The following is a 21,701-nucleotide window of genomic DNA, read 5'->3' on the forward strand; positions in this document are numbered from 1 at the left end:
ATCTCGCGAGAATGAATGAAGGTGTCGGGCAGTTTAGCGACTGTGCTGTCTCGATGCGTTGAGCAAGCGCTCCGCTGTCGCGGCAATTTCCTCTCCGTCGTGCAGCTTTTCCAGCCACGCGGACGGGATTCCCTGTACGCCGTAATGGGCGCCGGCCAACTGGCCGACGATGGCGGCCGTGGTGTCTGCGTCATCGCCCAGGTTGGCCGCTTGCAGGACGGCTGCGGCAAAACTGTCGGTGTGCTGGAAGCACCATAGCGCCGCTTCCAGGGATTCGACGCAGTAGCCGCTGCCGCGAATCTCCCTTTCAGACTTGTGCAGATAATCGCCCCGGGCAATCGCCGCCACCTTGGGCTGGCTGAAGGTTCTTAGCGGCAGGCTGCGCAGCTCAGTTTTCGATGCGCCTTCCAGGGCTTTGCCGAGCAGCTCGGCAAACAACTGGCAGCATTCGATGGCCTCGGGCGCCGCGTGGGTGGTGCGTGAGCTGTCGGCGGCGAATCGCCTGACTTGCTGACCATCGGGGAAATAAAACAGAACAACGGGCACCAGACGCATCAGCGAGCCATTGCCGGCGCTGAACGGATCAGTGGAACCGGCAAACGGCTCTCCTGTGTGTTGATAGCGATCCAGCGCCTGACTCACGGTCATGCCGATATCGAAACATTCGCCGGTCGAACTCAGATAGCCCCATTTCCACCAGTTCAGATAGCGGCCCATCTGATCGGCGGCATCAAATGCGTTTTTGTTCAGCAGGCTTTCTGCCAGGCACAGCGCCATCGAGGTGTCGTCGGTCCATTGGCCCGGTTTCAGGTGGAACGGCCCGCCACCGATCATGTCGGTCAGGGGCTGGAAGCTGCCCCGAGGCTGGAATTCGACGGTGGTCCCCACCGCATCGCCGCAGGCCAGGCCAAGAAGGGCGCCACGGTAACGTTCGGGGAGGGAGGGCTGCATGATGACGTCCTTGTGTCGTTCAATTCGCTGCGAACGTTATCAGTTTCGCAACGCTGATCCGTGCGCATTCTGACGAACCGGCGCCGCAAAATACTGCTGGATATTTCCATCAGCTCAGACAGTTGCACTGGATTGATACAACTTCGCATTGGACATGTGGTCATACAAGCCTACTGTTCAAAACAGGAGGTGACGTATGAAACCAGTACCCAACAGCTTTGAACGTAAAATCATGCTCAGGTCGCCGCGCTCCCATGTCTGGCGTGCGCTGGTCGATGCCGAGGCGTTTGGCCAGTGGTTTGGCGTGGCTCTGGAAGGGCGGCGGTTTATCGCGGGCGAGTGGACGCAGGGGCAGGTCACGTACCCCGGTTATGAACATGTGCTCTGGAACGTGCTGGTGGAGCGGGTCGAGCCCCAGCAGTTGTTCTCTTTCCGCTGGCATCCCTATGCCGTGAATCCGAAAATCGATTACTCCCAGGAACCGACCACACTGGTCAAATTCGAGCTGCAGGACTATGAGAACGGCACGCTGCTGAAGGTCTCAGAGTCAGGTTTCGCACACATTCCCGACGTCCGCCAGAAAGAGGCGTATTACATGGACAGCCGCGGCTGGGAGGAGCAGTTGAGCCGGCTCGAACACTTTCTGGCCGAGACCGACAGGGCACGCGAGCGTGAAGGTGGCTGACAGCGAGTGGTTTGATCCGTGGTTGAAACGTTGGGCGCTGGTGCCCGACGGTGTTCCGATCATCACACCGGGCAGCAAGCTGTTGCCGGTGCGTCAGGGCGACGTACCGGCGATGCTGAAAGTCGCGGTGGACGATGAGGAAAAGTACGGCAACCTGCTGATGACCTGGTGGGACGGCGACGGCGCCGCCCGGGTGCTCGCTCAGCACGAAGACGGCCTGTTGCTGGAGCGGGCCATGGGCCGGCGTTCGTTGATGCACATGGCGCTCAACGGCGAGGATGACGAGGCCACCCGGATCATGTGCCGGGTTTTGGCGCGGTTGCATGGGCCGCGTCCCACGGAGCCTCCTGTGCTGATGGAGTTGGCGCCATGGTTTACTTCACTGCGAGTGGCCGCCGCCCGATACGGCGGCCAATATTCTGTTTGCCTGAAAATGGCTGAAACCTTGCTCGCCGAACCCCAGGATGTCGTTGTGCTGCACGGTGACATGCACCACGACAACGTCCTCGATTTCGGCCCGCGCGGTTGGCTGGCCATCGATCCGAAACGGGTGCGGGGCGAGCGCGGCTACGACTACGCCAACCTGATCTGCAACCCGGAACTGCCGACGGCCGCTGATCCTGAACGCTTTCAACGACAAGTCGATGTGATCTGCGAAACGGCAGGGCTGGACCGCCGGTGCCTCTTGCAATGGGTACTGGCGTTTGCCGGACTGTCTGCCGCGTGGTTCATGGAGGATGACGAACAAAAAGCCGCCGCCGGACAGCTGGAAGTCGCGTATCTGGCGGCTTGCGCGCTCGATGCCTGACACGTCTAAGGGTTTTCGGAAGTGGTGCTATGGCGAATGTCTTACACGCGGTGGTAGCTTTGTCGACTATTGCCGATTGGATCCAGAGCGTAATCTAGCCTCATCAACTGAAGCACAGGGAGTGTTTCAGGATCACGGATGATCGACCATTAGCAAGGATCGCTGCCGACAGGGAGTCGATAATGGTCTTGGGAAAAACCCGCTTCGGCGGGTTTTTTTTCGTCTACAGAAAAGTCTCGTCCCTAAACAGAAACACCGCCGATTGGCGGTGTTTCTGCATCTGCAGGTTTTACGAGGCGATCAGTTGCCGCAACACGTAATGCAGGATCCCGCCGGACTTGAAGTACTCCACCTCGTTCAGGGTGTCGATGCGGCACAGCACTTCGATTTTCTCCTGACGTCCGTCTTCCCGGGTGATGACCAGGGTCAGGTTCATCCGTGGCGTCAGCTCGATCCCGGTCAGGCCCTGAATCTCCAGAGTTTCCTTGCCGGTGAGGTTCAGGCTCTTGCGGTTCTGATCCAGCTTGAACTGCAACGGCAGCACGCCCATGCCCACCAGGTTGGAGCGGTGGATGCGCTCGAAGCTTTCGGCGATTACCGCTTTCACCCCGAGCAGGTTAGTGCCTTTGGCCGCCCAATCGCGGCTGGAACCGGTGCCGTATTCTTGCCCGGCAATCACCACCAGCGGCGTGCCCGAGGCCTGATAACGCATGGCCGCGTCGTAGATCGCCAGTTTCTCGCCGGTCGGAATGTAGATCGTGTTGCCACCTTCTTCGCCGCCGAGCATTTCGTTGCGGATGCGGATGTTGGCGAAAGTGCCGCGCATCATCACTTCGTGGTTGCCGCGGCGCGAACCGTAGGAGTTGAAGTCCCGTGGTTCGACGCCTTGCTCGCGCAAGTACCGCCCTGCCGGGCTGTCCGCCTTGATGTTGCCGGCGGGGGAGATGTGGTCAGTGGTCACCGAATCGCCCAACAGCGCCAGCACTCGCGCGCCTTTCACATCCGCGATCACCGGCAATGGCCCGGCGATGTCATCGAAGAACGGCGGATGCTGGATGTAAGTCGAATCTGCCTGCCAGACGTAGGTCGCGGCTTGCGGCACTTCGATGGCTTGCCACTGTTCGTCGCCGGCAAACACCTCGGCGTACTCCTTGTGGAACATCGCCGTGTTGACCTGATTCACCGCGTCGGCGATTTCCTTGCTGCTCGGCCAGATGTCGCGCAGGTAAACCGGGTTGCCCTGCTGGTCATTGCCCAGCGGTTCGCTGCTGATGTCGGTGCGCACACTGCCGGCCAGGGCGTAGGCGACGACCAGCGGCGGTGACGCCAGCCAGTTGGTTTTCACCAGCGGATGCACCCGGCCTTCGAAGTTGCGGTTGCCGGACAGCACCGAAGCGACGGTCAGGTCGGCTTTCTGGATGGCTTTTTCGATCGGTTCCGGCAGCGGCCCGGAGTTGCCGATGCAGGTGGTGCAGCCATACCCAACCAGTGAAAACCCGAGCTGATCAAGGTACTGCGTCAGCCCGGCGGCTTTGTAGTAATCGGTGACCACTTTGGAGCCCGGTGCCAGTGAGCTTTTCACCCACGGCTTGCGGGTCAGGCCTTTCTCCACGGCTTTTTTCGCCAGCAGGCCGGCGGCCATCATCACGCTGGGGTTGGAGGTGTTGGTGCAGGACGTGATCGCGGCAATCACTACGGCACCGTTTTTCAGGCGGTAGGTGTGCCCGTCGTACTCGTAGTCGGTTTCGCCGACCAGATCGGCATTGCCCACGGCGACACCGCCGCCACCTTCGCTTTCCAGACGTCCTTCTTCCTTGCTGGTGGGTTTGAATTGCAGGTCGAGGAAGTCACTGAAGGCCTGGCCGACATTCGGCAGGGACACCCGGTCCTGTGGGCGTTTCGGCCCGGCAAGGCTGGCTTCGACGCTGCTCATGTCCAGCGCCAGGCTGTCGGTGAACACCGGTTCCTGACCGGGCAGACGCCATAGCCCTTGAGCCTTGGTGTAAGCCTCGACCAGTTTCACCACTTCAGCCGGGCGGCCGGAGAGGCGCAGGTATTCGAGGGTTACGTCATCGACCGGGAAGAAGCCGCAAGTCGCGCCGTATTCCGGGGCCATGTTGGCGATGGTCGCGCGATCCGCCAGTGGCAAGTCGGCGAGGCCGTCGCCATAGAACTCGACGAATTTGCCGACCACGCCTTTCTTGCGCAGCATCTGGGTCACGGTCAGCACCAGGTCGGTGGCGGTGATGCCTTCCTTGAGCTTGCCGGTGAGTTTGAAGCCGATCACTTCCGGAATCAGCATCGACACCGGTTGCCCGAGCATCGCCGCTTCCGCCTCGATCCCGCCGACGCCCCAGCCGAGTACGCCGAGGCCGTTGATCATGGTGGTGTGGGAGTCGGTGCCGACCAGCGTGTCGGGGAAGGCATAGGTGCGGCCGTCTTCGTCCTTGGTCCACACGGTGCGGCCGAGGTATTCGAGGTTGACCTGATGGCAGATCCCGGTGCCTGGCGGCACCACGCTGAAGTTGTCGAAGGCGCTCTGGCCCCAGCGCAGGAAGGCGTAGCGTTCGCCGTTGCGCTGCATTTCGATGTCGACGTTCTGTTCGAATGCGCTGGCGCTGCCGAATTTATCGACCATCACCGAGTGGTCGATCACCAGATCCACTGGCGACAGCGGGTTGATCCGCTGCGGATCACCGCCGGCCTTGGCCATGGCGGCGCGCATCGCGGCCAGATCGACCACCGCCGGTACGCCGGTAAAGTCCTGCATCAGCACCCGGGCAGGGCGGTACTGGATTTCCCGGTCGGAGCGGCGCTCCTTGAGCCACGCGGCAATCGCCTTGAGGTCGGCGCCGGTGACGGTTTTTTCATCTTCCCAGCGCAGCAGGTTTTCCAGCAGCACCTTCAGCGACATGGGCAGCTTGTCGATATTGCCCAGGCTTTTGGCAGCATCCGGCAGGCTGAAGTAGTGGTAAGTCTTGTCATCGACTTTCAAGGTTTTAAGGGTGTTCAGGCTATCAAGGGACGGCATTACGATCACTCCTTTGAGTCCGCACGGCTACGGACTGAGGGGACGGGCAGAGCTATCAACGTAGCCCTGTTTTCAGTAGCTGGCTAATAACTGGACTCTATGGGCAAGTCCAAGGTTCCGACATCGGCTATCATGCGCCGGTTTTCGTGACAGGCTTTGCTTTGACGCAAGCCTGGACATCGCGCAGGGGATGAATGATCGCCCTCTGCCCAGGAGTAAGAATGAACACCCTATTCATGCATTGCCGGCCAGGCTTCGAAGGCGAAGTCTGCTCGGAGATTTCCGACCTCGCCGCCCAACTGAACGTGGCCGGCTACGCCAAGGCCAAACCGGCGACCGCTTGCGCCGAGTTTGTCTGCACCGAAGAAGACGGCGCCGAGCGCCTGATGCGTGGCCAGCGTTTCGCCGAGCTGATCTTCCCGCGCCAGTGGGCGCGTGGACTTTTCATCGATCTGCCGGAAACCGACCGCATCAGCGTGATCCTCGCGCACATGGCCGAATTCCCGGTGTGCGGCAGTCTGTGGCTGGAAGTCGTCGACACCAACGACGGCAAGGAACTGTCGAACTTCTGCAAAAAGTTCGAAGGCCCGCTGCGCAAGGCGCTGACCGGCGCCGGCAAACTGGTGGACGACGCCAGCAAGCCGCGTCTGCTGCTGACCTTCAAGAGCGGCCGTGAGGTGTTCCTCGGTCTGGCCGATGCCGGTAACTCGGCGATGTGGCCGATGGGTATCCCGCGCCTGAAGTTCCCGCGTGAGGCGCCGAGCCGTTCGACCCTGAAGCTGGAAGAGGCCTGGCACCACTTTATCCCTCGCGATCAGTGGGAAGATCGCCTGCACAGCGACATGACCGGTGTCGACCTCGGCGCTGCGCCGGGCGGCTGGACCTGGCAACTGGTCAATCGCGGCATGCTGGTGACGGCCATCGACAACGGCCCGATGGCTGAAAGCCTGATGGACACCGGTCTGGTGCAGCACTTGATGGCTGACGGTTTCACCTTCAAGCCCAAGCAGCCGGTGGACTGGATGGTCTGCGACATCGTCGAGAAGCCGGCGCGCAACGCCGCGATGCTTGAAGAATGGATTGGCGAGGGCCATTGCCGGGAAGCGGTGGTCAACCTCAAGTTGCCGATGAAGCAGCGTTACGCCGAAGTGAAGCGTCTGCTCGAACGCATCGCCGATGGTTTCAAGGCCCGCGGGATCAAGGTCGATATCGGCTGCAAGCAGCTGTACCACGACCGCGAGGAAGTGACCTGCCATTTGCGCCGCCATGACGTGAAGAAAGCCAAAGCCCGCTGAGCGCGCGACAGGTGACCGAACACCCGGCATTGGGCGACAATGCCGGCCAGTTTCAGGAGTGAATCATGAGTGAAATGATTGATACGCCGGTCGACGGCACCCTCGATGCTACGGGCCTCAACTGCCCGGAGCCGGTGATGATGCTGCACCAGCACATTCGTGACCTGGTGCCCGGCGGCCTGCTCAAGGTGATCGCCACCGACCCGTCGACCCGTCGCGACATCCCCAAGTTCTGCGTGTTTCTCGACCATGAACTGGTCGGGCAGCACGAAGAATCCGGGACCTATCTGTACTGGATTCGCAAGAAGTCCGGTTGATCGGAAGTCAAAAAAAGACCTGCATGTGCAGGTCTTTTTTTATGGCCGATCAGCCCATCGAGCGGCTGATGCGAATGCGTTTGCGCGCACTGCGCGTCAGGCGAATCGACAGCATCAGCGCCGCGCAGCTCAAGCCGACGATCAGGCCTTCCCACAAGCCGCTCGGGCCGCGTGGCTCGCCAAGCCAGTTGGTCAGGCCGAGGGCGTAACCCACCGGCAGGCCGATGCCCCAGTAGGCGAACAGCGTGAGGATCATCGTTACCCGCGTGTCCTGATAACCGCGCAGGGCGCCAGCGGCGGTGACCTGGATCGCGTCGGAGAACTGGAACAGCGCGGAGTACACGATCAGCATCGCGGCGATGTGAATCACCATCGGATCGGAGGTGTAGATCGCCGCAATGTGTTCGCGCATCAGCAGCATCATGCTCGCCGACAGGCAGGCATAAGCCAGCGCAGTGCCCATGCCGACACCCGCCGCGAAACGCGCTTCACGGGGTTCTTCACGGCCCAATGCCTGGCCGACACGTACGGTCACCGCCATGCCCAGCGAATACGGAATCATGAACACCAGCGAGCTGACGTTCAGCGCGATCTGGTGCCCGGCTACCACCGTGGCGCCGAGGCTGCCGATCAGCAGCGCGATCACCGCGAAGATGCTCGATTCGGCAAACACCGCGACGCCGATCGGCAGACCGATGGCCAGCAAGCGCTTGATCACCGCCCATTGCGGCCAGTCAAAACGGCTGAACAGTTCGCTCGACTTGTAGGCTGGCGCCCAGCGCTCGTAACCGGCCAGGCCCAGCGCCATCACCCACATCACGATCGCTGTGGCCCAGCCGCAACCGACGCCGCCCATGGCCGGAACGCCGAAGTGACCGTAAATGAACACGTAGTTGAGCGGAATGTTCAGCGCCAGCCCACACAGGCCCAGCACCATCGCCGGCCGGGTGCGACCGAGGCCGTCACTGGTGCAGCGCAGCACATGGTAGAAGGCAACGGCTGGCAGACCGCTGGCAATGCCGTGCAGGTACTGCATGCACGGGCCGATCAGCTCCGGATCGACTTTCATCAGGTGCAGGATCGGTTCGGCGCTGAACAGCATGCCGGTCGCCATCAGTCCGACCACCAGTGCCAGCCACAAGGCCTGACGCACGATCGGGCCGATCTCGCTGTGGGTACCGGCGCCGAAGCGCTGGGCGACTTTCGGCGTGGTGGCCAGCAGGGTACCGGTCATCAGCAGAAACACCGGCACCCAGATCGAGTTGCCCAGCGCCACGGCCGCCAGATCCTTTGGCCCGACGCGCCCGGCCATCACCGCATCGACGAAGCCCATGGCGGTGGTTGCCAGTTGCGCGATCATGATCGGCAGGGCCAGGCCGAGCAGGTTCTTCAGCTCCAGGCGAACCCGGGCAGGGCGGTTGAGGGAAACGGCGTCAGGGCGTTCAGTTACGGAATTCACAGGCAAAGCGTCCACAGGGGTTGATGCGCAAGGCCGGGCATTCTACGCCGCTGACGTAATGGTCAGGAAAAATCCTCTGTTGCGGATTTGTAATCGTCCTGCCTTATCAAGAATCACAGCCTGCTGGCTCATCGCAGTGTCAGCGCCTACACTGCCGATCCGCCCAAGGAGCCCTGCCATGCTGATTGTTGCCGACGAAAATATCCCGCTGCTCGATGCCTTTTTTGCCGGTTTCGGCGAGATCCGCCGGGTGCCGGGCCGTTCCATTGACCGGGCCACGGTCGAACAGGCCGACGTGTTGCTGGTGCGCTCGGTGACCCAAGTCAATCGTGCGTTGCTCGAAGGCAGCAAGGTGCGTTTTGTTGGCACTTGCACCATCGGCACCGATCATCTGGACCTCGAATATTTCAATGAGGCGGGCATCACCTGGTCCAGTGCGCCCGGCTGCAATGCCCGGGGCGTGGTGGATTACGTGCTCGGCAGCCTGATGACCCTGGCCGAAATCGAAGGCGTCGATTTGAGTGAGCGCACTTTTGGCGTGATCGGCGCCGGTGAAGTGGGCGGTCGCTTGATCAAGGTGCTCAAAGGGCTGGGCTGGAACGTGAAAGTCTGCGATCCGCCGCGTCAGGCAGCCGAGGGCGGCGACTATGTCAGCCTGGAGCAGATCATTGCGCAGTGCGACGTGATCAGCCTGCACACCCCGCTGACCCGCAACGGTGACGGTGCGACCTGGCACTTGTTCGACGAACAGCGTTTGCAGCAACTCAAGCCGGGTGCCTGGCTGATCAACGCCGCCCGTGGCCCGGTAGTGGATAACGCCGCGTTGCGCGAAGTGCTGCTGGAGCGTGAAGACCTGCAGGCGGTGCTTGACGTGTGGGAAGCCGAACCGCAAGTCGATGTGGCGCTGGCTGAACTCTGCGTACTGGCGACTCCGCATATCGCCGGTTACAGCCTCGATGGCAAGCAACGCGGCACGGCGCAGATCTATCAGGCTTACTGCGAATTCATTGGTCAGCCGGCCAGCATTCAGCTCAGCGATCTGTTGCCGGCACCGTGGTTGTCGGAAGTTTCCCTGCATGCCGACAGCGATCCGGCCTGGGCGCTGGCGATGTTGTGCCGTGGTGTGTACGACCCGCGCCGGGACGATGCGGACTTCCGTCGTACCCTGTTGGGTAGCGTCGGTGAGCAACGTGCCGCGTTTGATGTGTTGCGCAAACAGTATCCGGTGCGCCGCGAGATCGAAGGGCTGAAAGTGCGGATCGAGGGGCATTCCCCGGCGTTGCAGCAGATCGTGACGGCGCTGGGCGCTGTGGCCGTATAAAATGCAGGCAGAAAAAACCCGGCCTCCAGGGGCCGGGTCAGGAAGACGGTGGCGATATCACTTTTGTTCGGCAGGCTTGACCAATCGCTTCTCCAGTTCGCGGCAGGCGTCCTGGATCATGTCTTCAGTGATTGGCACTTCGCGCCCATCCTTATCGATAATCGAGCAACCCAGAGGTTGGCCGGGCTTGGTGCGGATCACTTGAATCTTGTCATCGCTGCTGTGTTGCAAGGACATGGCCTGTCTCCTCATCAGGTTGTGTAAGCACAATAAAACCGTCAGGTGACCAGGCTGTGACAACTCCCTTCGATCTTTCCGGAACGGTATCTCCACTCAAGCAGAAATGACCGTTCGTCTCAACCCGGGCATTAGACCGATAGCATCTAGGGGGTAGTCTGGCCGGTCATAATTAACCTGACTCATTGTGATTTGCAGAGTTCCACCCCATTGAGTGTCCAGGCTGGCCCCATTAATCAGCACACGACGTGAACCTGAATGATCCCGATGCTTTCCTCGCGCCACCGCCGGGCCCTGCGCCTGACCAGTCATTTTCTTCAGCCTTATCGCTGGCAGGCCTTCGGCGCACTGCTCGCGCTGATCGTCACGGCCGGCATTACGTTGTCGATGGGGCAGGGCATCAAATTGCTGGTCGACCAAGGCTTCATGACCCAGTCGCCGCACCTGCTCAACCAGTCCATTGCTCTGTTCATGCTGCTGGTGTTGGGGCTCGCGGTCGGCACCTTTGCCCGGTTTTATCTGGTGTCATGGATCGGTGAACGGGTGGTGGCTGACATTCGCCGGCAGGTGTTCAACCATCTGGTGTACCTGCATCCCGGGTTCTACGAGGACAACCGCAGTTCGGAAATCCAGTCACGCCTGACCGCTGACACGACATTGCTGCAATCGGTGATCGGCTCGTCGCTGTCGCTGTTCCTGCGTAATTTGCTGATGGTCATTGGCGGCGTCGTGCTGCTGTTCATCACCAACCCCAAGCTCACCAGTATCGTGGTGATTGCGCTGCCCTTGGTGATTGCGCCGATCCTGATATTCGGGCGCCGCGTGCGTAATCTTTCACGGCTGAGTCAGGACCGGATCGCCGACATTGGCAGTTACGTGTCGGAAACCCTCGGCCAGATCAAGACCGTGCAGGCCTACAACCATCAGGTGCAGGATGAACAACGTTTCGCCAGCACCGTAGAGCAGGCGTTCGAAACCGCACGCAAACGGATTTTCCAGCGGGCCTGGCTGATCACGCTGGTGATCGTGCTGGTGCTCGGCGCCGTCGCGGTGATGTTGTGGGTCGGCGGCATGGACGTGATTGCCGGGCGGATTTCCGCAGGTGAGTTGGCGGCGTTCGTGTTTTACAGCCTGATCGTCGGCAGTGCGTTTGGCACCTTGAGCGAAGTGATTGGCGAGTTGCAGCGGGCGGCGGGCGCTGCCGAGCGGATTGCCGAGTTGTTGCGTTCCGAGAACATCATCCAGCCGCCGAAAGCCGGACTGGTGACCTTGCCGGAGCGGATCAAAGGCGAACTGGCATTGCAGGACGTGCGCTTTTCCTACCCTTCGCGTCCCGAAAGCTTTGCCGTTGACGGCTTGAGTCTGACGGTCAACGCGGGCGAAACCCTTGCGCTGGTCGGGCCATCCGGTGCGGGCAAGTCCACGGTGTATGACTTGCTGCTGCGTTTCTACGATCCGCGCGAAGGCCGGATCCTGATCGATGGTGTACCGCTGACAAGTCTTGATCCGCTGGATCTGCGCCGCTGTTTCGCACTGGTTTCGCAGACCCCGGCACTGTTCTTCGGCAGCGTCGAAGAAAACATTCGCTACGGTTGCCCGACCGCCACGCTGGAGCAGGTGCAAGAGGCCGCGAAAATTGCCCACGCCCACGATTTCATCGAACAAATGCCCGACGGATACCAGACCCATCTGGGTGACGGCGGCCTCGGCCTGTCAGGCGGACAGCGCCAGCGCCTGGCCATCGCCCGGGCATTGCTGGTCGACGCGCCGATACTGCTGCTGGACGAAGCCACCAGCGCCCTCGACGCCCAGAGCGAACACCTGATCCAGCAAGCCCTGCCCAGTCTGATGCAAAACCGCACCACCTTGGTGATCGCCCACCGCCTGGCCACAGTGAAAAACGCCGACCGGATTGCGGTGATGGATCAGGGCAAACTGGTGGCGATTGGCACGCATCAGGAGCTGATCGCGAGTAATCCGCTGTATGCGCGGTTGGCGGCGTTGCAGTTCAGTGATGGACATCTGGCTTCGACCGACCAAGTAACCGACTAAGTAACCGACCATGTAGCCGACCATGTAGCCGACCCAGTCGAGCGCCATAAAAAATGCCCGCATCTCTCGATGCGGGCATTTTTGTTTACGTCGATCTTTGCACGATCACTGATCGTCGAAGTATCGCTCATGCCAGTCCACCAGCGGTTGCGGCGAGTTGAGTTTCTGGCCGTAGATCACCGAGTAGGACAGCACGTTCTGTACGTACTGACGGGTTTCGTCGAACGGAATGCTTTCCACCCATACATCGAAGCTCAGGTGATCGGCGCCGCGTAGCCACTGGCGCACGCGGCCGGGGCCGGCGTTGTAGGCGGCGGAGGCGAGCACGCGGTTGCCATTGAATTGGCTGTGCACCTGACTCAGGTAGGCGGCGCCGAGCTGGATGTTCTTGTCCGGATCCAGCACTTGCTGCGGCGAGGCCAGAGGGATGCTGAACTTGCGCGCGGTTTCCTTGGCGGTGCCGGGCATCAGTTGCATCAGGCCGCTGGCGCCGACGCCGGAGCGGGCGTCGTCCATGAAGGCGCTTTCCTGGCGGGTGATGGCGAACACCCAGCTCGAATGCAGGCCGCGGACCTTGGCTTCACGCACCAGGGTGTCGCGGTGGGCCATCGGGAAGCGGATGTCCAGGTCGTCCCAGTATTGCGCCTGGCTGATGGTGCGGATCGCCGGGAAGTACCACTTCAGGTCGTAGGCCAGTTTGGCCTGGGCGACCATTTCATCGCGGTTGAAGTGACGGCTGACGTGGTACCACTCGCGCCGCCCGTCGACGATCTGCCCGCGGGCGTGGAATTCCAGCGCGCGACGTACGCCGGGCGTGTTGCGTACCTTGTTGATGGTGGCCTGGCTGAGTACCAGCGGTTTGTTGACCAGCGAATAAGGCAGCTGCGAGCGATCGGCGGCAAGGAAACCGTAGAAATCCCGTTCCCGTGCGAGGCTCTTGTACAGCGTCTGCGCTTCCGGGTTCTGCGGTTGCGCCAGTTCCAGGCTGCGGGCCTGCCAGTAACGCCAGCGGTTGGTGGTAGCCAGATCCTGTGGCAGGCGACGGGTCAACTGATAGGCATCGTCCCAGCGCGCCAGGCGCAGCAACAGGCGCAGGCGCCATTCGGAAACGGTGTTGTCGCGCAGTTCCGGGTCATATTTGGTCATCACGTCCAGCGCGCGGCTGTCGAAGCGACGGGCCAGGGTCAGGCCGATTTCCCGGGCGATGGCGACTTTTTCATCGCGGGAAAAATGCATGCTGCTGGCGTAGCCGTCGAGCAGGTCCATGGCCTTGTCCGGGTCCTGACGCGCCAGACGGCGCAGGCCGAGGCTGACAATGTCCGACATCGGCTCGTCGGCCGGGGTGAAGCGCGACGGCTGGTTGAGCAGTTCCGGTTTCTGCGCCACATCCACCAGCAGACGCCCGCGTGGGGCAAGGGTGGTCAGGCCGTTGACCAGACTGTTGGCCAGCGGATAGTTGCGTGTCTGAGCGGCGAGCTTGGTGCGTTCCCAGCGTTTTTGCTCGGTCAGCTGACCGTCGGCGGCCCAGATTCCGAACAGCGCATCACACGCCGCCGGTTGCGATTTGCCGGTCAGCCACAGTTTGTCGGCGTTGGCGTAACCCTCGGCCTTGCGGCCGCTGCTGATCTGGTACTGCGCGTTCAGGCAGTCCAGTTCGGTGAAGTTGAGTTTCGGGTCGTAATACTTGACGAAGGTCGCCCATTCGCCACGGTCGGCCAGCCAGCGCAACCAGCGCAGCTTCATCCAGTTGGCCTGGGGCAGGTCACCGTGTTCGGCGAGGAATTTTTCGATTTCCGCGTTGCTGGCGGTCTTCAGGCGGGCGGTCAGCTCGTCGTAGGCCAGGTATGGCTCCAGCGGATAATCGGCGAGGGCCTGGCTGTAGCGAAAATACGGGCCGGTGTCGCCCTTGGCCAAGGCGCGTTTGGCCTCATCGTAATACTGGCGCTGGGTGGACAGGTCCACCGCCTGGGCGGATTGGGCAGCAGCGGCGGTGAGTAGCAAACAGGACAAAACACTGAAAAGGCGACTGCGCATGAGACATCCGGGCAGAGAAATCATGACAAGTGCCGACAGTGGCGGCACTGAATTGTCTGTAGCTTAGCCTTTTGCCAGCAGCCGGCGAAAGCTTTGCGGGCCTTGCGGCACAAGTTCGCAACAATTGTTGTGCAGAGTGCGTCAGCGGCGAAATTGCCGGCCTGCTCGGGCCCTGATTCAGGTAGAATGCGCGCCCGGTTTTTGGAGAAGCTCATGACCCTGCTCAAATTCAGCGATGTGTCCCTTGCATTCGGCGCGATGCCGTTGTTGGACAAGGTGTCCTGGCAGATCGCCCGTGGTGAGCGGGTGTGCATCATCGGCCGCAACGGCACTGGCAAGTCCAGCATGATGAAACTGGTCAAGGGCGACCAGAAGCCTGATGACGGCTCGGTGTGGCGTGCCCCCGGTCTGAAAATCGGTGAATTGCCGCAGGAATTGCCGGTGGCCGACGAGCGGACCGTATTCGACGTGGTCGCCGAAGGCCTCGACGGCGTTGGCGCCTTGCTCGCCGAATATCATCACCTGAGCCAGAACATCGTCACCGACGCCGATCTGGACAAGCTGATGCACGTCCAGCACGACCTCGAAGCCCGCGATGGCTGGCGCTTGCAGACTCTGGTCGACAGCACCCTGAGCCGCCTGCAATTGCCGGCCGACAAGACCCTCGCCGAGTTGTCCGGCGGCTGGCGCCGTCGCGTGCTGCTGGCGCAAGCGCTGGTGTCCGAACCGGATCTGCTGCTGCTCGATGAGCCCACCAACCACCTGGACATCGGTGCGATTGCCTGGCTCGAAGAAGCACTGAAGGATTTCCAGGGCGCCGTGCTGTTCATCACGCACGACCGTTCCTTTCTGCAAAACCTCGCCACCCGCATCCTTGAACTGGATCGCGGCGGCCTGATCGACTGGAACGGCGACTACGCCAGTTTCCTGGTGCACAAAGAAGCCGCACTGGCTGCCGAAGAAACCGCCAACGCGCTGTTCGACAAGCGTCTGGCCCAGGAAGAAGTGTGGATTCGTCAGGGCATCAAGGCCCGTCGTACCCGTAACGAAGGCCGCGTACGTGCGTTGAAAGCCCTGCGCGTGGAGCGCAGTGAGCGTCGCGAGCGTACCGGCAAGGCCAACATCCAGTTGGACACCGCAGAGAAGTCCGGCAAGCAGGTGATGGTGCTGGATAACGTGAGCTTTGCGCATCCGGGCGGTCCGTTCCTGATCCGCGATTTCTCCATGGTGCTGCAGCGCGGCGACCGGATCGGCCTGCTCGGCGCCAACGGTACCGGCAAGACCACCCTGCTGAAACTGATGCTCAGCGGTCTGCAACCGACCAGCGGCAAGGTGGAAGAGGGCACCCGGATCGACGTGGCCTACTTCGACCAGTTGCGCCATCAGCTGGATCTGGAAAAGACCGTGATCGACAACGTCGCCGAAGGTCGCGACTTCATCGATATCGATGGGCAGAGCCGCCACGTGCTGAGCTACCTCGGCGACTTCCTGTTCAGCCCGCAGCGTGCCCGCACGCCGGTGAAGGCGTTGTCCGGTGGCGAGCGTGCACGTCTGTTGCTGGCCAAATTGTTCAGCAAACCGGCGAACCTGCTGGTGCTCGACGAACCGACCAACGACCTCGACGTGGAAACCCTTGAGCTGCTCGAAGAAGTGCTGCTGACTTTCAACGGCACTGTGCTGATGGTCAGCCACGACCGGGCATTCCTCGACAACGTGGTCACCAGCACTCTGGTCTTCGAAGGTGAAGGCAAGGTTCGCGAATACGTCGGTGGTTATCAGGACTGGATCCGTCAGGGCGGTTCGCCGCGTCTGCTGGGCGTGACCGAGAGCAAATCCGGTAAGGCTGACCTGAATTCGGCGGTGGTCACTGCCGAGCCGGCTCCGGTCGCCGCGCCTGTTGCTGCGGCCCCGGCTGCGAAGAAGAAGCTGAGCTACAAGCTTCAGCGCGAGCTGGAAGCGTTGCCGGGCGACATCGACGCCAAGGAGCAGCAGATCGCTGCTGTCGAGGCTGAAATGGCTGAAGCCGGTTTCTACCAGCGTCCGCCGGCCGAGACGGCCAAAGTCATTGCTTCGCTGGAGCAGTTGCAGGCTGAACTGGATGCGTTGGTGGAGCGTTGGGCCGAGCTGGACGCCTGATAGCTTCCGGTCATGAAAAAGCCCGGCGTCCAGTAATGGACGCCGGGCTTTTTTAGCTTTTCATAAGAGAGCGGGATCAGCGTTTGACCAGGTGCACCGCCAGCACATCGCAAGGCGCGCCGTGCAGCACGTCGTTGGCGGTCGAGCCCAATAGCAGCGCCAGGCCATGCCGGCCATGGCTGCCGACCACGATCAGGTCGCATTCCTGATCCTTGGCGAAATGGTGGATTTCCTGGCGTGGCTGGCCATAGGTCAGGTGGCAGTTGGAGCCTTCCAGTTCGGTGTACTTGTGCTTCAGGCGCTCGAGGCGCTCCTTGGCCTGATCGAACTGCTGTTGTTGCAGTTGTGACAGATCCATCGGCACGTCACCGCCGAAAGCCATGGCCATCGGTTCGACGATATGCACCAGCGACAGCTTGGCGCCATTGCTCACCGACAGCTCTCGGGCGCGGTGGATCACAGGGTCGCACTCTTCGGTCAGATCTACGGCGACCAGGATATGGTGGTAGGGCATGAGGTGCTCCTCGTGAGGGATCAATATTGTTAAGTATGGCTGGTTTCAAGCGCATTGGTTCCAAAGTGACGCAATGGGCTCATCAAGAATCGGGAGTAGAGATATGACGGTCTGGCTGGTGGTGTCAATCCTGCTGGTGGTGTTGAGTCCCCTGGCGTGGTTGCGCCCGTCCCGTGCACAGAGTGGCCGGATAGCGTTGCGCACGGAGGCCCGGCGCATCGGGTTGGCCATGCAGCTGGCGCCTCAGGAGTGGCCGCACTGGCTGTCTCAGGAACCACCAAACCCATGTGCGCAATACCATCGGCCGCGGCGCAGCAAGCAGCCGGTGTGCTGGACGTACTGGCAGAAATCCCCGGGCGTGTGGGTCAATCAGTGGCAGGAAGCCTGTGAGGACCCGCTTCTGTTGAATCATTTCGAGAAATTGCCGGGCAACGTTTTCAAGGTTGAAGCCGACAAGCAGATGATCGCGCTCTATTGGGGTGAGAAGGGCGAAGCGGCGGTTTTGCTGGAGATTGATGCCACGCTGAAAGCGCTGGCATGACTCGCGGACTTTTCGCGCTGCAATGGTGCGAAACGTCCGGCAGACGAGCAATAAAAAGCCCGACATGATTCATCGGGCGGGGTTGGCCAGGCAGGCCGGAAATTCTTTTTGGCGTTAATCCGGTTAGGTCCGGTCAGCAAATCTGCGCCTGTTTTCCTTCGTAGTCCAGCCAGCGTAGCCTGTTAAACAAGGCCTGCAGCGAATTAGGGCGACTTTTCTAACTATTAATCTTATGAATGCCCTCACATGCAAGCATGTGTTGGCGGGCTGCGTCTTACAGAAATGACCGCAAAGTCGCATTTCAACCCGTATTTAGGGCGATTGACAATTGTCGGAAATTCCGTGAAGGTGGCGTACCCAAATCAAACGGGCGTATGAATTGAGCGTTTGTATTGCAGACTGCTCCTACAGAATCCCGACTATCGCGTTGGCGGGTGTGCCGGGTGGATTGGTGTCAGCATTGACGAAAAAGCGTCCTGCCGAGCCATTCGCCTGCGTCCGACGTGTACTGTTCAGCTTCCATATCGTGGAGATCAGTTGATGATTTACGAAGGTAAAGCCATCACGGTTAAAGCTCTTGAAAGTGGCATCGTCGAATTGAAATTCGACCTCAAGGGTGAGTCCGTCAACAAGTTCAACCGTCTTACCCTGAACGAACTGCGTCAGGCCGTAGACACCATCAAGGCAGATGCTTCGATCAAGGGCGTGATCGTCAGCAGTGGCAAGGACGTGTTCATCGTCGGCGCCGACATCACCGAATTTGTCGACAACTTCAAGCTGCCGGATGCCGAGCTGGTTGCTGGCAATCTCGAAGCCAACAAGATCTTCAGCGATTTCGAAGACCTCAACGTTCCGACCGTCGCCGCGATCAACGGCATCGCCCTGGGTGGCGGTCTGGAAATGTGCCTGGCCGCGGACTACCGCATCATGTCCACCAAGGCCAAAATCGGTCTGCCGGAAGTCAAACTGGGCATCTACCCGGGCTTCGGCGGTACCGTGCGTCTGCCGCGCCTGATCGGTGCCGACAACGCCATCGAGTGGATTGCCGCCGGCAAGGAAAATCGTCCTGAAGACGCGCTGAAAGTCGGCGCTGTCGATGCCGTGGTTGCTCCCGAGAAGCTGCAGGATGCTGCCCTTGAACTGATCAAGCGCGCCATCTCCGGCGAGTTCGACTACAAGGCCAAGCGTCAGCCGAAGCTGGAAAAGCTCAAGCTGAACGCCATTGAACAAATGATGGCTTTCGAAACCGCCAAAGGTTTCGTGGCTGGCCAGGCCGGCCCGAACTACCCGGCCCCGGTCGAAGCGATCAAGACCATCCAGAAAGCCGCGAACTTCGGTCGTGACAAGGCGCTGGAAGTCGAAGCTGCAGGTTTCGTGAAACTGGCCAAGACCTCTGCCGCGCAGAGCTTGATCGGTCTGTTCCTGAACGATCAGGAACTGAAGAAAAAGGCCAAGGCCTACGACGAAATCGCCAAGGACGTGAAGCAGGCCGCCGTATTGGGCGCCGGCATCATGGGTGGCGGTATCGCCTATCAGTCGGCCTCCAAAGGTACGCCGATCCTGATGAAGGACATCAACGAACACGGTATCGAGCAAGGTCTGGCGGAAGCCGCCAAGCTGCTGGTCGGCCGCGTTGACAAAGGCCGCATGACCGCCGCGAAAATGGCTGAAGTGCTCAATGGTATTCGTCCTACGCTGTCCTACGGCGATTTCGGTCACGTTGACCTGGTCGTTGAAGCCGTAGTCGAGAACCCGAAAGTCAAGCAAGCCGTTCTGGCGGAAGTCGAAGACAAGGTCAAAGAGGACACCATCCTCGCGTCCAACACCTCGACCATTTCCATCAGCCTGCTGGCCAAGGCCCTCAAGCGTCCGGAAAACTTCGTCGGCATGCACTTCTTCAACCCGGTGCACATGATGCCGCTGGTGGAAGTGATCCGTGGCGAGAAGTCCAGCGAGCTGGCTGTTGCCACCACCGTTGCCTACGCCAAGAAAATGGGCAAGAACCCGATCGTCGTCAACGACTGCCCGGGCTTCCTGGTCAACCGCGTACTGTTCCCGTACTTCGGCGGTTTCGCCAAGCTGGTCAGCGCCGGTGTGGACTTCGTCCGTATCGACAAGATCATGGAAAAATTCGGCTGGCCGATGGGCCCGGCATACCTGATGGACGTGGTCGGTATCGACACCGGCCACCACGGTCGTGACGTGATGGCTGAAGGTTTCCCGGATCGCATGAAGGACGACCGTCGTTCGGCCATCGACGTGCTTTACGAAGCCAAGCGTCTGGGTCAGAAGAACGGCAAGGGCTTCTATGCCTACGAGGCCGACAAGAAAGGCAAGCAGAAGAAAGTCGCCGACCCGTCGGTACTGGAAGTGCTCAAGCCGATCGTCTACGAGCAGCGTGAAGTCACTGACGAAGACATCATCAACTGGATGATGATCCCGCTGTGCCTGGAAACCGTGCGTTGCCTGGAAGACGGCATCGTCGAAACCGCCGCCGAAGCCGACATGGGTCTGGTCTACGGTATTGGTTTCCCTCCATTCCGTGGCGGTGCGCTGCGTTACATCGATTCGATCGGTGTTGCCGAGTTCGTTGCCCTGGCCGACCAGTACGCTGATTTGGGCGCGCTCTACCATCCGACCGCGAAGCTGCGTGAAATGGCCAAAACCGGCCAACGGTTCTTCGGTTAAGCGTCCCAACTTTTGAGCGAGAGTGAAATTTTATGAGCTTGAATCCAAGAGACGTCGTGATTGTCGACTTCGGTCGTACTCCGATGGGCCGCTCCAAGGGCGGCATGCACCGCAACACCCGCGCTGAAGACATGTCGGCGCACCTGATCAGCAAACTGCTGGAACGCAACGCCAAGGTCGATCCTGCTGAAGTCGAGGACGTGATCTGGGGCTGTGTGAACCAGACCCTGGAGCAGGGCTGGAACATCGCGCGCATGGCGTCGCTGATGACCCAGATCCCGCACACCTCGGCCGGCCAGACCGTCAGCCGTCTGTGTGGCTCGTCGATGAGCGCGCTGCACACCGCTGCGCAAGCGATCATGACCGGAAACGGTGACGTGTTCGTGGTTGGCGGCGTCGAGCATATGGGCCACGTGAGCATGATGCACGGTGTCGATCCGAACCCGCACATGTCCCTGTACGCGGCGAAAGCCTCGGGCATGATGGGCCTGACTGCTGAAATGCTCGGCAAGATGCACGGCATCACTCGCGAACAGCAGGACGCCTTTGGCGTGCGTTCCCACCAGTTGGCCAACAAGGCAACCGTGGAAGGCAAGTTCAAGGACGAAATCATCCCGATGCAGGGCTATGACGAGAACGGTTTCCTGAAACTGTTCGACTACGACGAAACCATTCGTCCGGAAACCACCCTGGAAAGCCTGGCGGCTCTGAAGCCGGCGTTCAATCCAAAGGGCGGCACCGTGACTGCCGGTACTTCGTCGCAGATCACCGATGGTGCCTCGTGCATGATCGTGATGTCGGCGCAGCGTGCACAGGACCTGGGCATTCAGCCGCTGGCCGTGATTCGTTCGATGGCGGTGGCAGGTGTGGATCCAGCGATCATGGGCTATGGTCCGGTACCGGCTACTCAGAAAGCACTGAAACGTGCCGGCCTGGGTATCAACGATATCGACTTCTTCGAGCTCAACGAAGCGTTCGCCGCACAGGCTCTGCCAGTGCTGAAAGACCTGAAAGTGCTCGACAAGATGAACGAGAAGGTTAACCTGCACGGCGGCGCGATCGCCCTGGGTCACCCGTTCGGTTGCTCCGGTGCCCGTATTTCCGGCACCTTACTGAACGTGATGAAGCAGAATGGCGGCACCTTCGGGGTGGCCACCATGTGCATTGGCCTCGGCCAAGGCATCTCCACCGTCTTCGAACGCGTTTAAGCGTCTCGTCGATGGAAGCCGGGGCCAAGTGCCCCGGTTTTTGTTTTTGCGGATTTATTTTTGTATTTATTTTGAAAAAATTTGAGTGAGGGCCGAAGCGTGCCGATACAACCTGGGCTCTACCAGCATTACAAAGGTCCGCAGTACCGCGTATTCAGTGTCGCGCGGCATTCCGAGACCGAAGAAGAAGTGGTCTTTTACCAAGCCCTGTATGGCGATTACGGCTTTTGGGTGCGTCCCTTGAGCATGTTCCTGGAGTCCGTCGAAGTTGACGGCGAGCAGGTCCCGCGCTTTGCTTTGGTGCAAGCCGAACCAAGCCTTTTTTCGAAGCCATAAGGCGAGTGCGCGCAAAACCCTGCGCTTGACCTCACCTTGTAGCCACTATATATAGCGGTGCCGCGTCAGGCGCCAACCGCCTTTCACT

The 21,701-nt window shown here is 60.6% G+C and carries 17 protein-coding genes; 11 read left to right on the plus strand and 6 right to left on the minus strand.

What is annotated here, in order from left to right; all coding sequences use genetic code 11:
- Positions 1-33 precede the first annotated feature (33 nt).
- Positions 34-951 carry an ADP-ribosylglycohydrolase family protein gene (locus tag AC07VV_RS18745; RefSeq protein WP_495037083.1) on the minus strand — a complete coding sequence of 306 codons (918 nt, stop codon included), beginning with the start codon at positions 949-951 and terminating at the stop codon, positions 34-36.
- Positions 952-1,147: 196 nt separating this feature from the next.
- Between AC07VV_RS18745 and AC07VV_RS18750 the strand changes: the two genes are divergently transcribed.
- Together AC07VV_RS18750 and AC07VV_RS18755 are read left to right on the plus strand one after the other, a co-directional pair.
- Positions 1,148-1,636, plus strand: coding sequence for an SRPBCC family protein (locus tag AC07VV_RS18750; RefSeq protein WP_085713126.1), 489 nt, complete (start codon positions 1,148-1,150; stop codon positions 1,634-1,636).
- Positions 1,629-2,444, plus strand: a complete 816-nt coding sequence (locus AC07VV_RS18755) for an aminoglycoside phosphotransferase family protein (RefSeq protein ID WP_495037332.1) — start codon at positions 1,629-1,631, stop codon at positions 2,442-2,444. The genes AC07VV_RS18750 and AC07VV_RS18755 overlap by 8 nt, the downstream gene beginning before the upstream one ends.
- Before the next feature lie 289 nt (positions 2,445-2,733).
- On the opposite strand, the gene acnA is transcribed toward AC07VV_RS18755, so the two are convergent.
- Positions 2,734-5,475 (minus strand): aconitate hydratase AcnA, encoded by a 2,742-nt coding sequence (gene acnA, locus AC07VV_RS18760; protein ID WP_495037084.1) that lies wholly within the window; start codon positions 5,473-5,475, stop codon positions 2,734-2,736.
- 221 nt (positions 5,476-5,696) lie between these two features.
- On the opposite strand from acnA, the gene rlmM reads away from it, so the two are divergent.
- Positions 5,697-6,770, plus strand: coding sequence for a 23S rRNA (cytidine(2498)-2'-O)-methyltransferase RlmM (rlmM, locus tag AC07VV_RS18765; protein WP_096822098.1), 1,074 nt, complete (start codon positions 5,697-5,699; stop codon positions 6,768-6,770).
- Positions 6,771-6,835: 65 nt separating this feature from the next.
- The gene (gene tusA, locus AC07VV_RS18770) at positions 6,836-7,087 is read left to right on the plus strand and encodes a sulfurtransferase TusA (protein WP_495037085.1); all 252 of its coding nucleotides are present in this window, start codon (positions 6,836-6,838) and stop codon (positions 7,085-7,087) included.
- 49 nt (positions 7,088-7,136) lie between these two features.
- Here the strand turns inward: tusA and AC07VV_RS18775 are convergent, their stop codons facing one another.
- Entirely contained in the window at positions 7,137-8,546 is a 1,410-nt protein-coding gene (locus AC07VV_RS18775) for an MATE family efflux transporter (protein ID WP_495037086.1), read from the minus strand.
- A 178-nt stretch (positions 8,547-8,724) separates the two neighbouring features.
- Between AC07VV_RS18775 and pdxB the strand changes: the two genes are divergently transcribed.
- Positions 8,725-9,867, plus strand: coding sequence for a 4-phosphoerythronate dehydrogenase PdxB (pdxB, locus tag AC07VV_RS18780; RefSeq protein WP_495037087.1), 1,143 nt, complete (start codon positions 8,725-8,727; stop codon positions 9,865-9,867).
- A 57-nt stretch (positions 9,868-9,924) separates the two neighbouring features.
- Here the strand turns inward: pdxB and AC07VV_RS18785 are convergent, their stop codons facing one another.
- On the minus strand, positions 9,925-10,104 hold the full coding sequence (locus AC07VV_RS18785; protein ID WP_027611439.1) for a PA1571 family protein: 180 nt from the start codon (positions 10,102-10,104) through the stop codon (positions 9,925-9,927).
- Positions 10,105-10,362: 258 nt separating this feature from the next.
- Here AC07VV_RS18785 and AC07VV_RS18790 point away from each other — a divergent pair, with 258 nt between their 5' ends.
- Positions 10,363-12,156, plus strand: a complete 1,794-nt coding sequence (locus tag AC07VV_RS18790; RefSeq protein ID WP_495037088.1) for an ABC transporter transmembrane domain-containing protein — start codon at positions 10,363-10,365, stop codon at positions 12,154-12,156.
- A gap of 105 nt (positions 12,157-12,261) precedes the next feature.
- Here the strand turns inward: AC07VV_RS18790 and AC07VV_RS18795 are convergent, their stop codons facing one another.
- Positions 12,262-14,190: a transglycosylase SLT domain-containing protein gene (locus AC07VV_RS18795; RefSeq protein WP_096822095.1), complete on the minus strand. Its 1,929-nt coding sequence runs from the start codon at positions 14,188-14,190 to the stop codon at positions 12,262-12,264.
- Between the two features lie 213 nt (positions 14,191-14,403).
- Here AC07VV_RS18795 and AC07VV_RS18800 point away from each other — a divergent pair, with 213 nt between their 5' ends.
- Positions 14,404-16,326, plus strand: a complete 1,923-nt coding sequence (locus AC07VV_RS18800) for an ATP-binding cassette domain-containing protein (RefSeq protein ID WP_096822094.1) — start codon at positions 14,404-14,406, stop codon at positions 16,324-16,326.
- Between the two features lie 76 nt (positions 16,327-16,402).
- On the opposite strand, the gene AC07VV_RS18805 is transcribed toward AC07VV_RS18800, so the two are convergent.
- Positions 16,403-16,840, minus strand: a complete 438-nt coding sequence (locus AC07VV_RS18805; RefSeq protein ID WP_047295289.1) for a universal stress protein — start codon at positions 16,838-16,840, stop codon at positions 16,403-16,405.
- A gap of 103 nt (positions 16,841-16,943) precedes the next feature.
- Between AC07VV_RS18805 and AC07VV_RS18810 the strand changes: the two genes are divergently transcribed.
- The 4 genes from AC07VV_RS18810 (at position 16,944) to AC07VV_RS18825 (ending at position 21,613) form a co-directional block, all read left to right on the plus strand.
- Positions 16,944-17,381: a hypothetical protein gene (locus tag AC07VV_RS18810; RefSeq protein WP_096822093.1), complete on the plus strand. Its 438-nt coding sequence runs from the start codon at positions 16,944-16,946 to the stop codon at positions 17,379-17,381.
- 540 nt (positions 17,382-17,921) lie between these two features.
- Positions 17,922-20,069 (plus strand): fatty acid oxidation complex subunit alpha FadB, encoded by a 2,148-nt coding sequence (gene fadB / locus AC07VV_RS18815; RefSeq protein WP_495037089.1) that lies wholly within the window; start codon positions 17,922-17,924, stop codon positions 20,067-20,069.
- Between the two features lie 32 nt (positions 20,070-20,101).
- Entirely contained in the window at positions 20,102-21,277 is a 1,176-nt protein-coding gene (gene fadA, locus AC07VV_RS18820; protein WP_495037090.1) for an acetyl-CoA C-acyltransferase FadA, read from the plus strand.
- A gap of 99 nt (positions 21,278-21,376) precedes the next feature.
- Entirely contained in the window at positions 21,377-21,613 is a 237-nt protein-coding gene (locus AC07VV_RS18825; protein ID WP_007953059.1) for a DUF1653 domain-containing protein, read from the plus strand.
- Positions 21,614-21,701 lie beyond the last annotated feature (88 nt).

The sequence above is a fragment of the Pseudomonas sp. GW821-FHT02C04 genome, assembly GCF_059421845.1.

What these genes read in the sequence shown, in the direction of transcription:
- AC07VV_RS18745 (WP_495037083.1), bottom strand. Translation starts at nt 951, where the DNA reads ATGCAGCCCTCCCTCCCCGAACGTTACCGTGGCGCCCTTCTTGGCCTG.
- AC07VV_RS18750 (WP_085713126.1), top strand. Translation starts at nt 1,148, where the DNA reads ATGAAACCAGTACCCAACAGCTTTGAACGTAAAATCATGCTCAGGTCG.
- acnA (WP_495037084.1), bottom strand. Translation starts at nt 5,475, where the DNA reads ATGCCGTCCCTTGATAGCCTGAACACCCTTAAAACCTTGAAAGTCGAT.
- rlmM (WP_096822098.1), top strand. Translation starts at nt 5,697, where the DNA reads ATGAACACCCTATTCATGCATTGCCGGCCAGGCTTCGAAGGCGAAGTC.
- tusA (WP_495037085.1), top strand. Translation starts at nt 6,836, where the DNA reads ATGAGTGAAATGATTGATACGCCGGTCGACGGCACCCTCGATGCTACG.
- pdxB (WP_495037087.1), top strand. Translation starts at nt 8,725, where the DNA reads ATGCTGATTGTTGCCGACGAAAATATCCCGCTGCTCGATGCCTTTTTT.
- AC07VV_RS18785 (WP_027611439.1), bottom strand. Translation starts at nt 10,104, where the DNA reads ATGTCCTTGCAACACAGCAGCGATGACAAGATTCAAGTGATCCGCACC.
- AC07VV_RS18790 (WP_495037088.1), top strand. Translation starts at nt 10,363, where the DNA reads ATGATCCCGATGCTTTCCTCGCGCCACCGCCGGGCCCTGCGCCTGACC.
- AC07VV_RS18795 (WP_096822095.1), bottom strand. Translation starts at nt 14,190, where the DNA reads ATGCGCAGTCGCCTTTTCAGTGTTTTGTCCTGTTTGCTACTCACCGCC.
- AC07VV_RS18800 (WP_096822094.1), top strand. Translation starts at nt 14,404, where the DNA reads ATGACCCTGCTCAAATTCAGCGATGTGTCCCTTGCATTCGGCGCGATG.
- AC07VV_RS18805 (WP_047295289.1), bottom strand. Translation starts at nt 16,840, where the DNA reads ATGCCCTACCACCATATCCTGGTCGCCGTAGATCTGACCGAAGAGTGC.
- AC07VV_RS18810 (WP_096822093.1), top strand. Translation starts at nt 16,944, where the DNA reads ATGACGGTCTGGCTGGTGGTGTCAATCCTGCTGGTGGTGTTGAGTCCC.
- fadB (WP_495037089.1), top strand. Translation starts at nt 17,922, where the DNA reads ATGATTTACGAAGGTAAAGCCATCACGGTTAAAGCTCTTGAAAGTGGC.
- fadA (WP_495037090.1), top strand. Translation starts at nt 20,102, where the DNA reads ATGAGCTTGAATCCAAGAGACGTCGTGATTGTCGACTTCGGTCGTACT.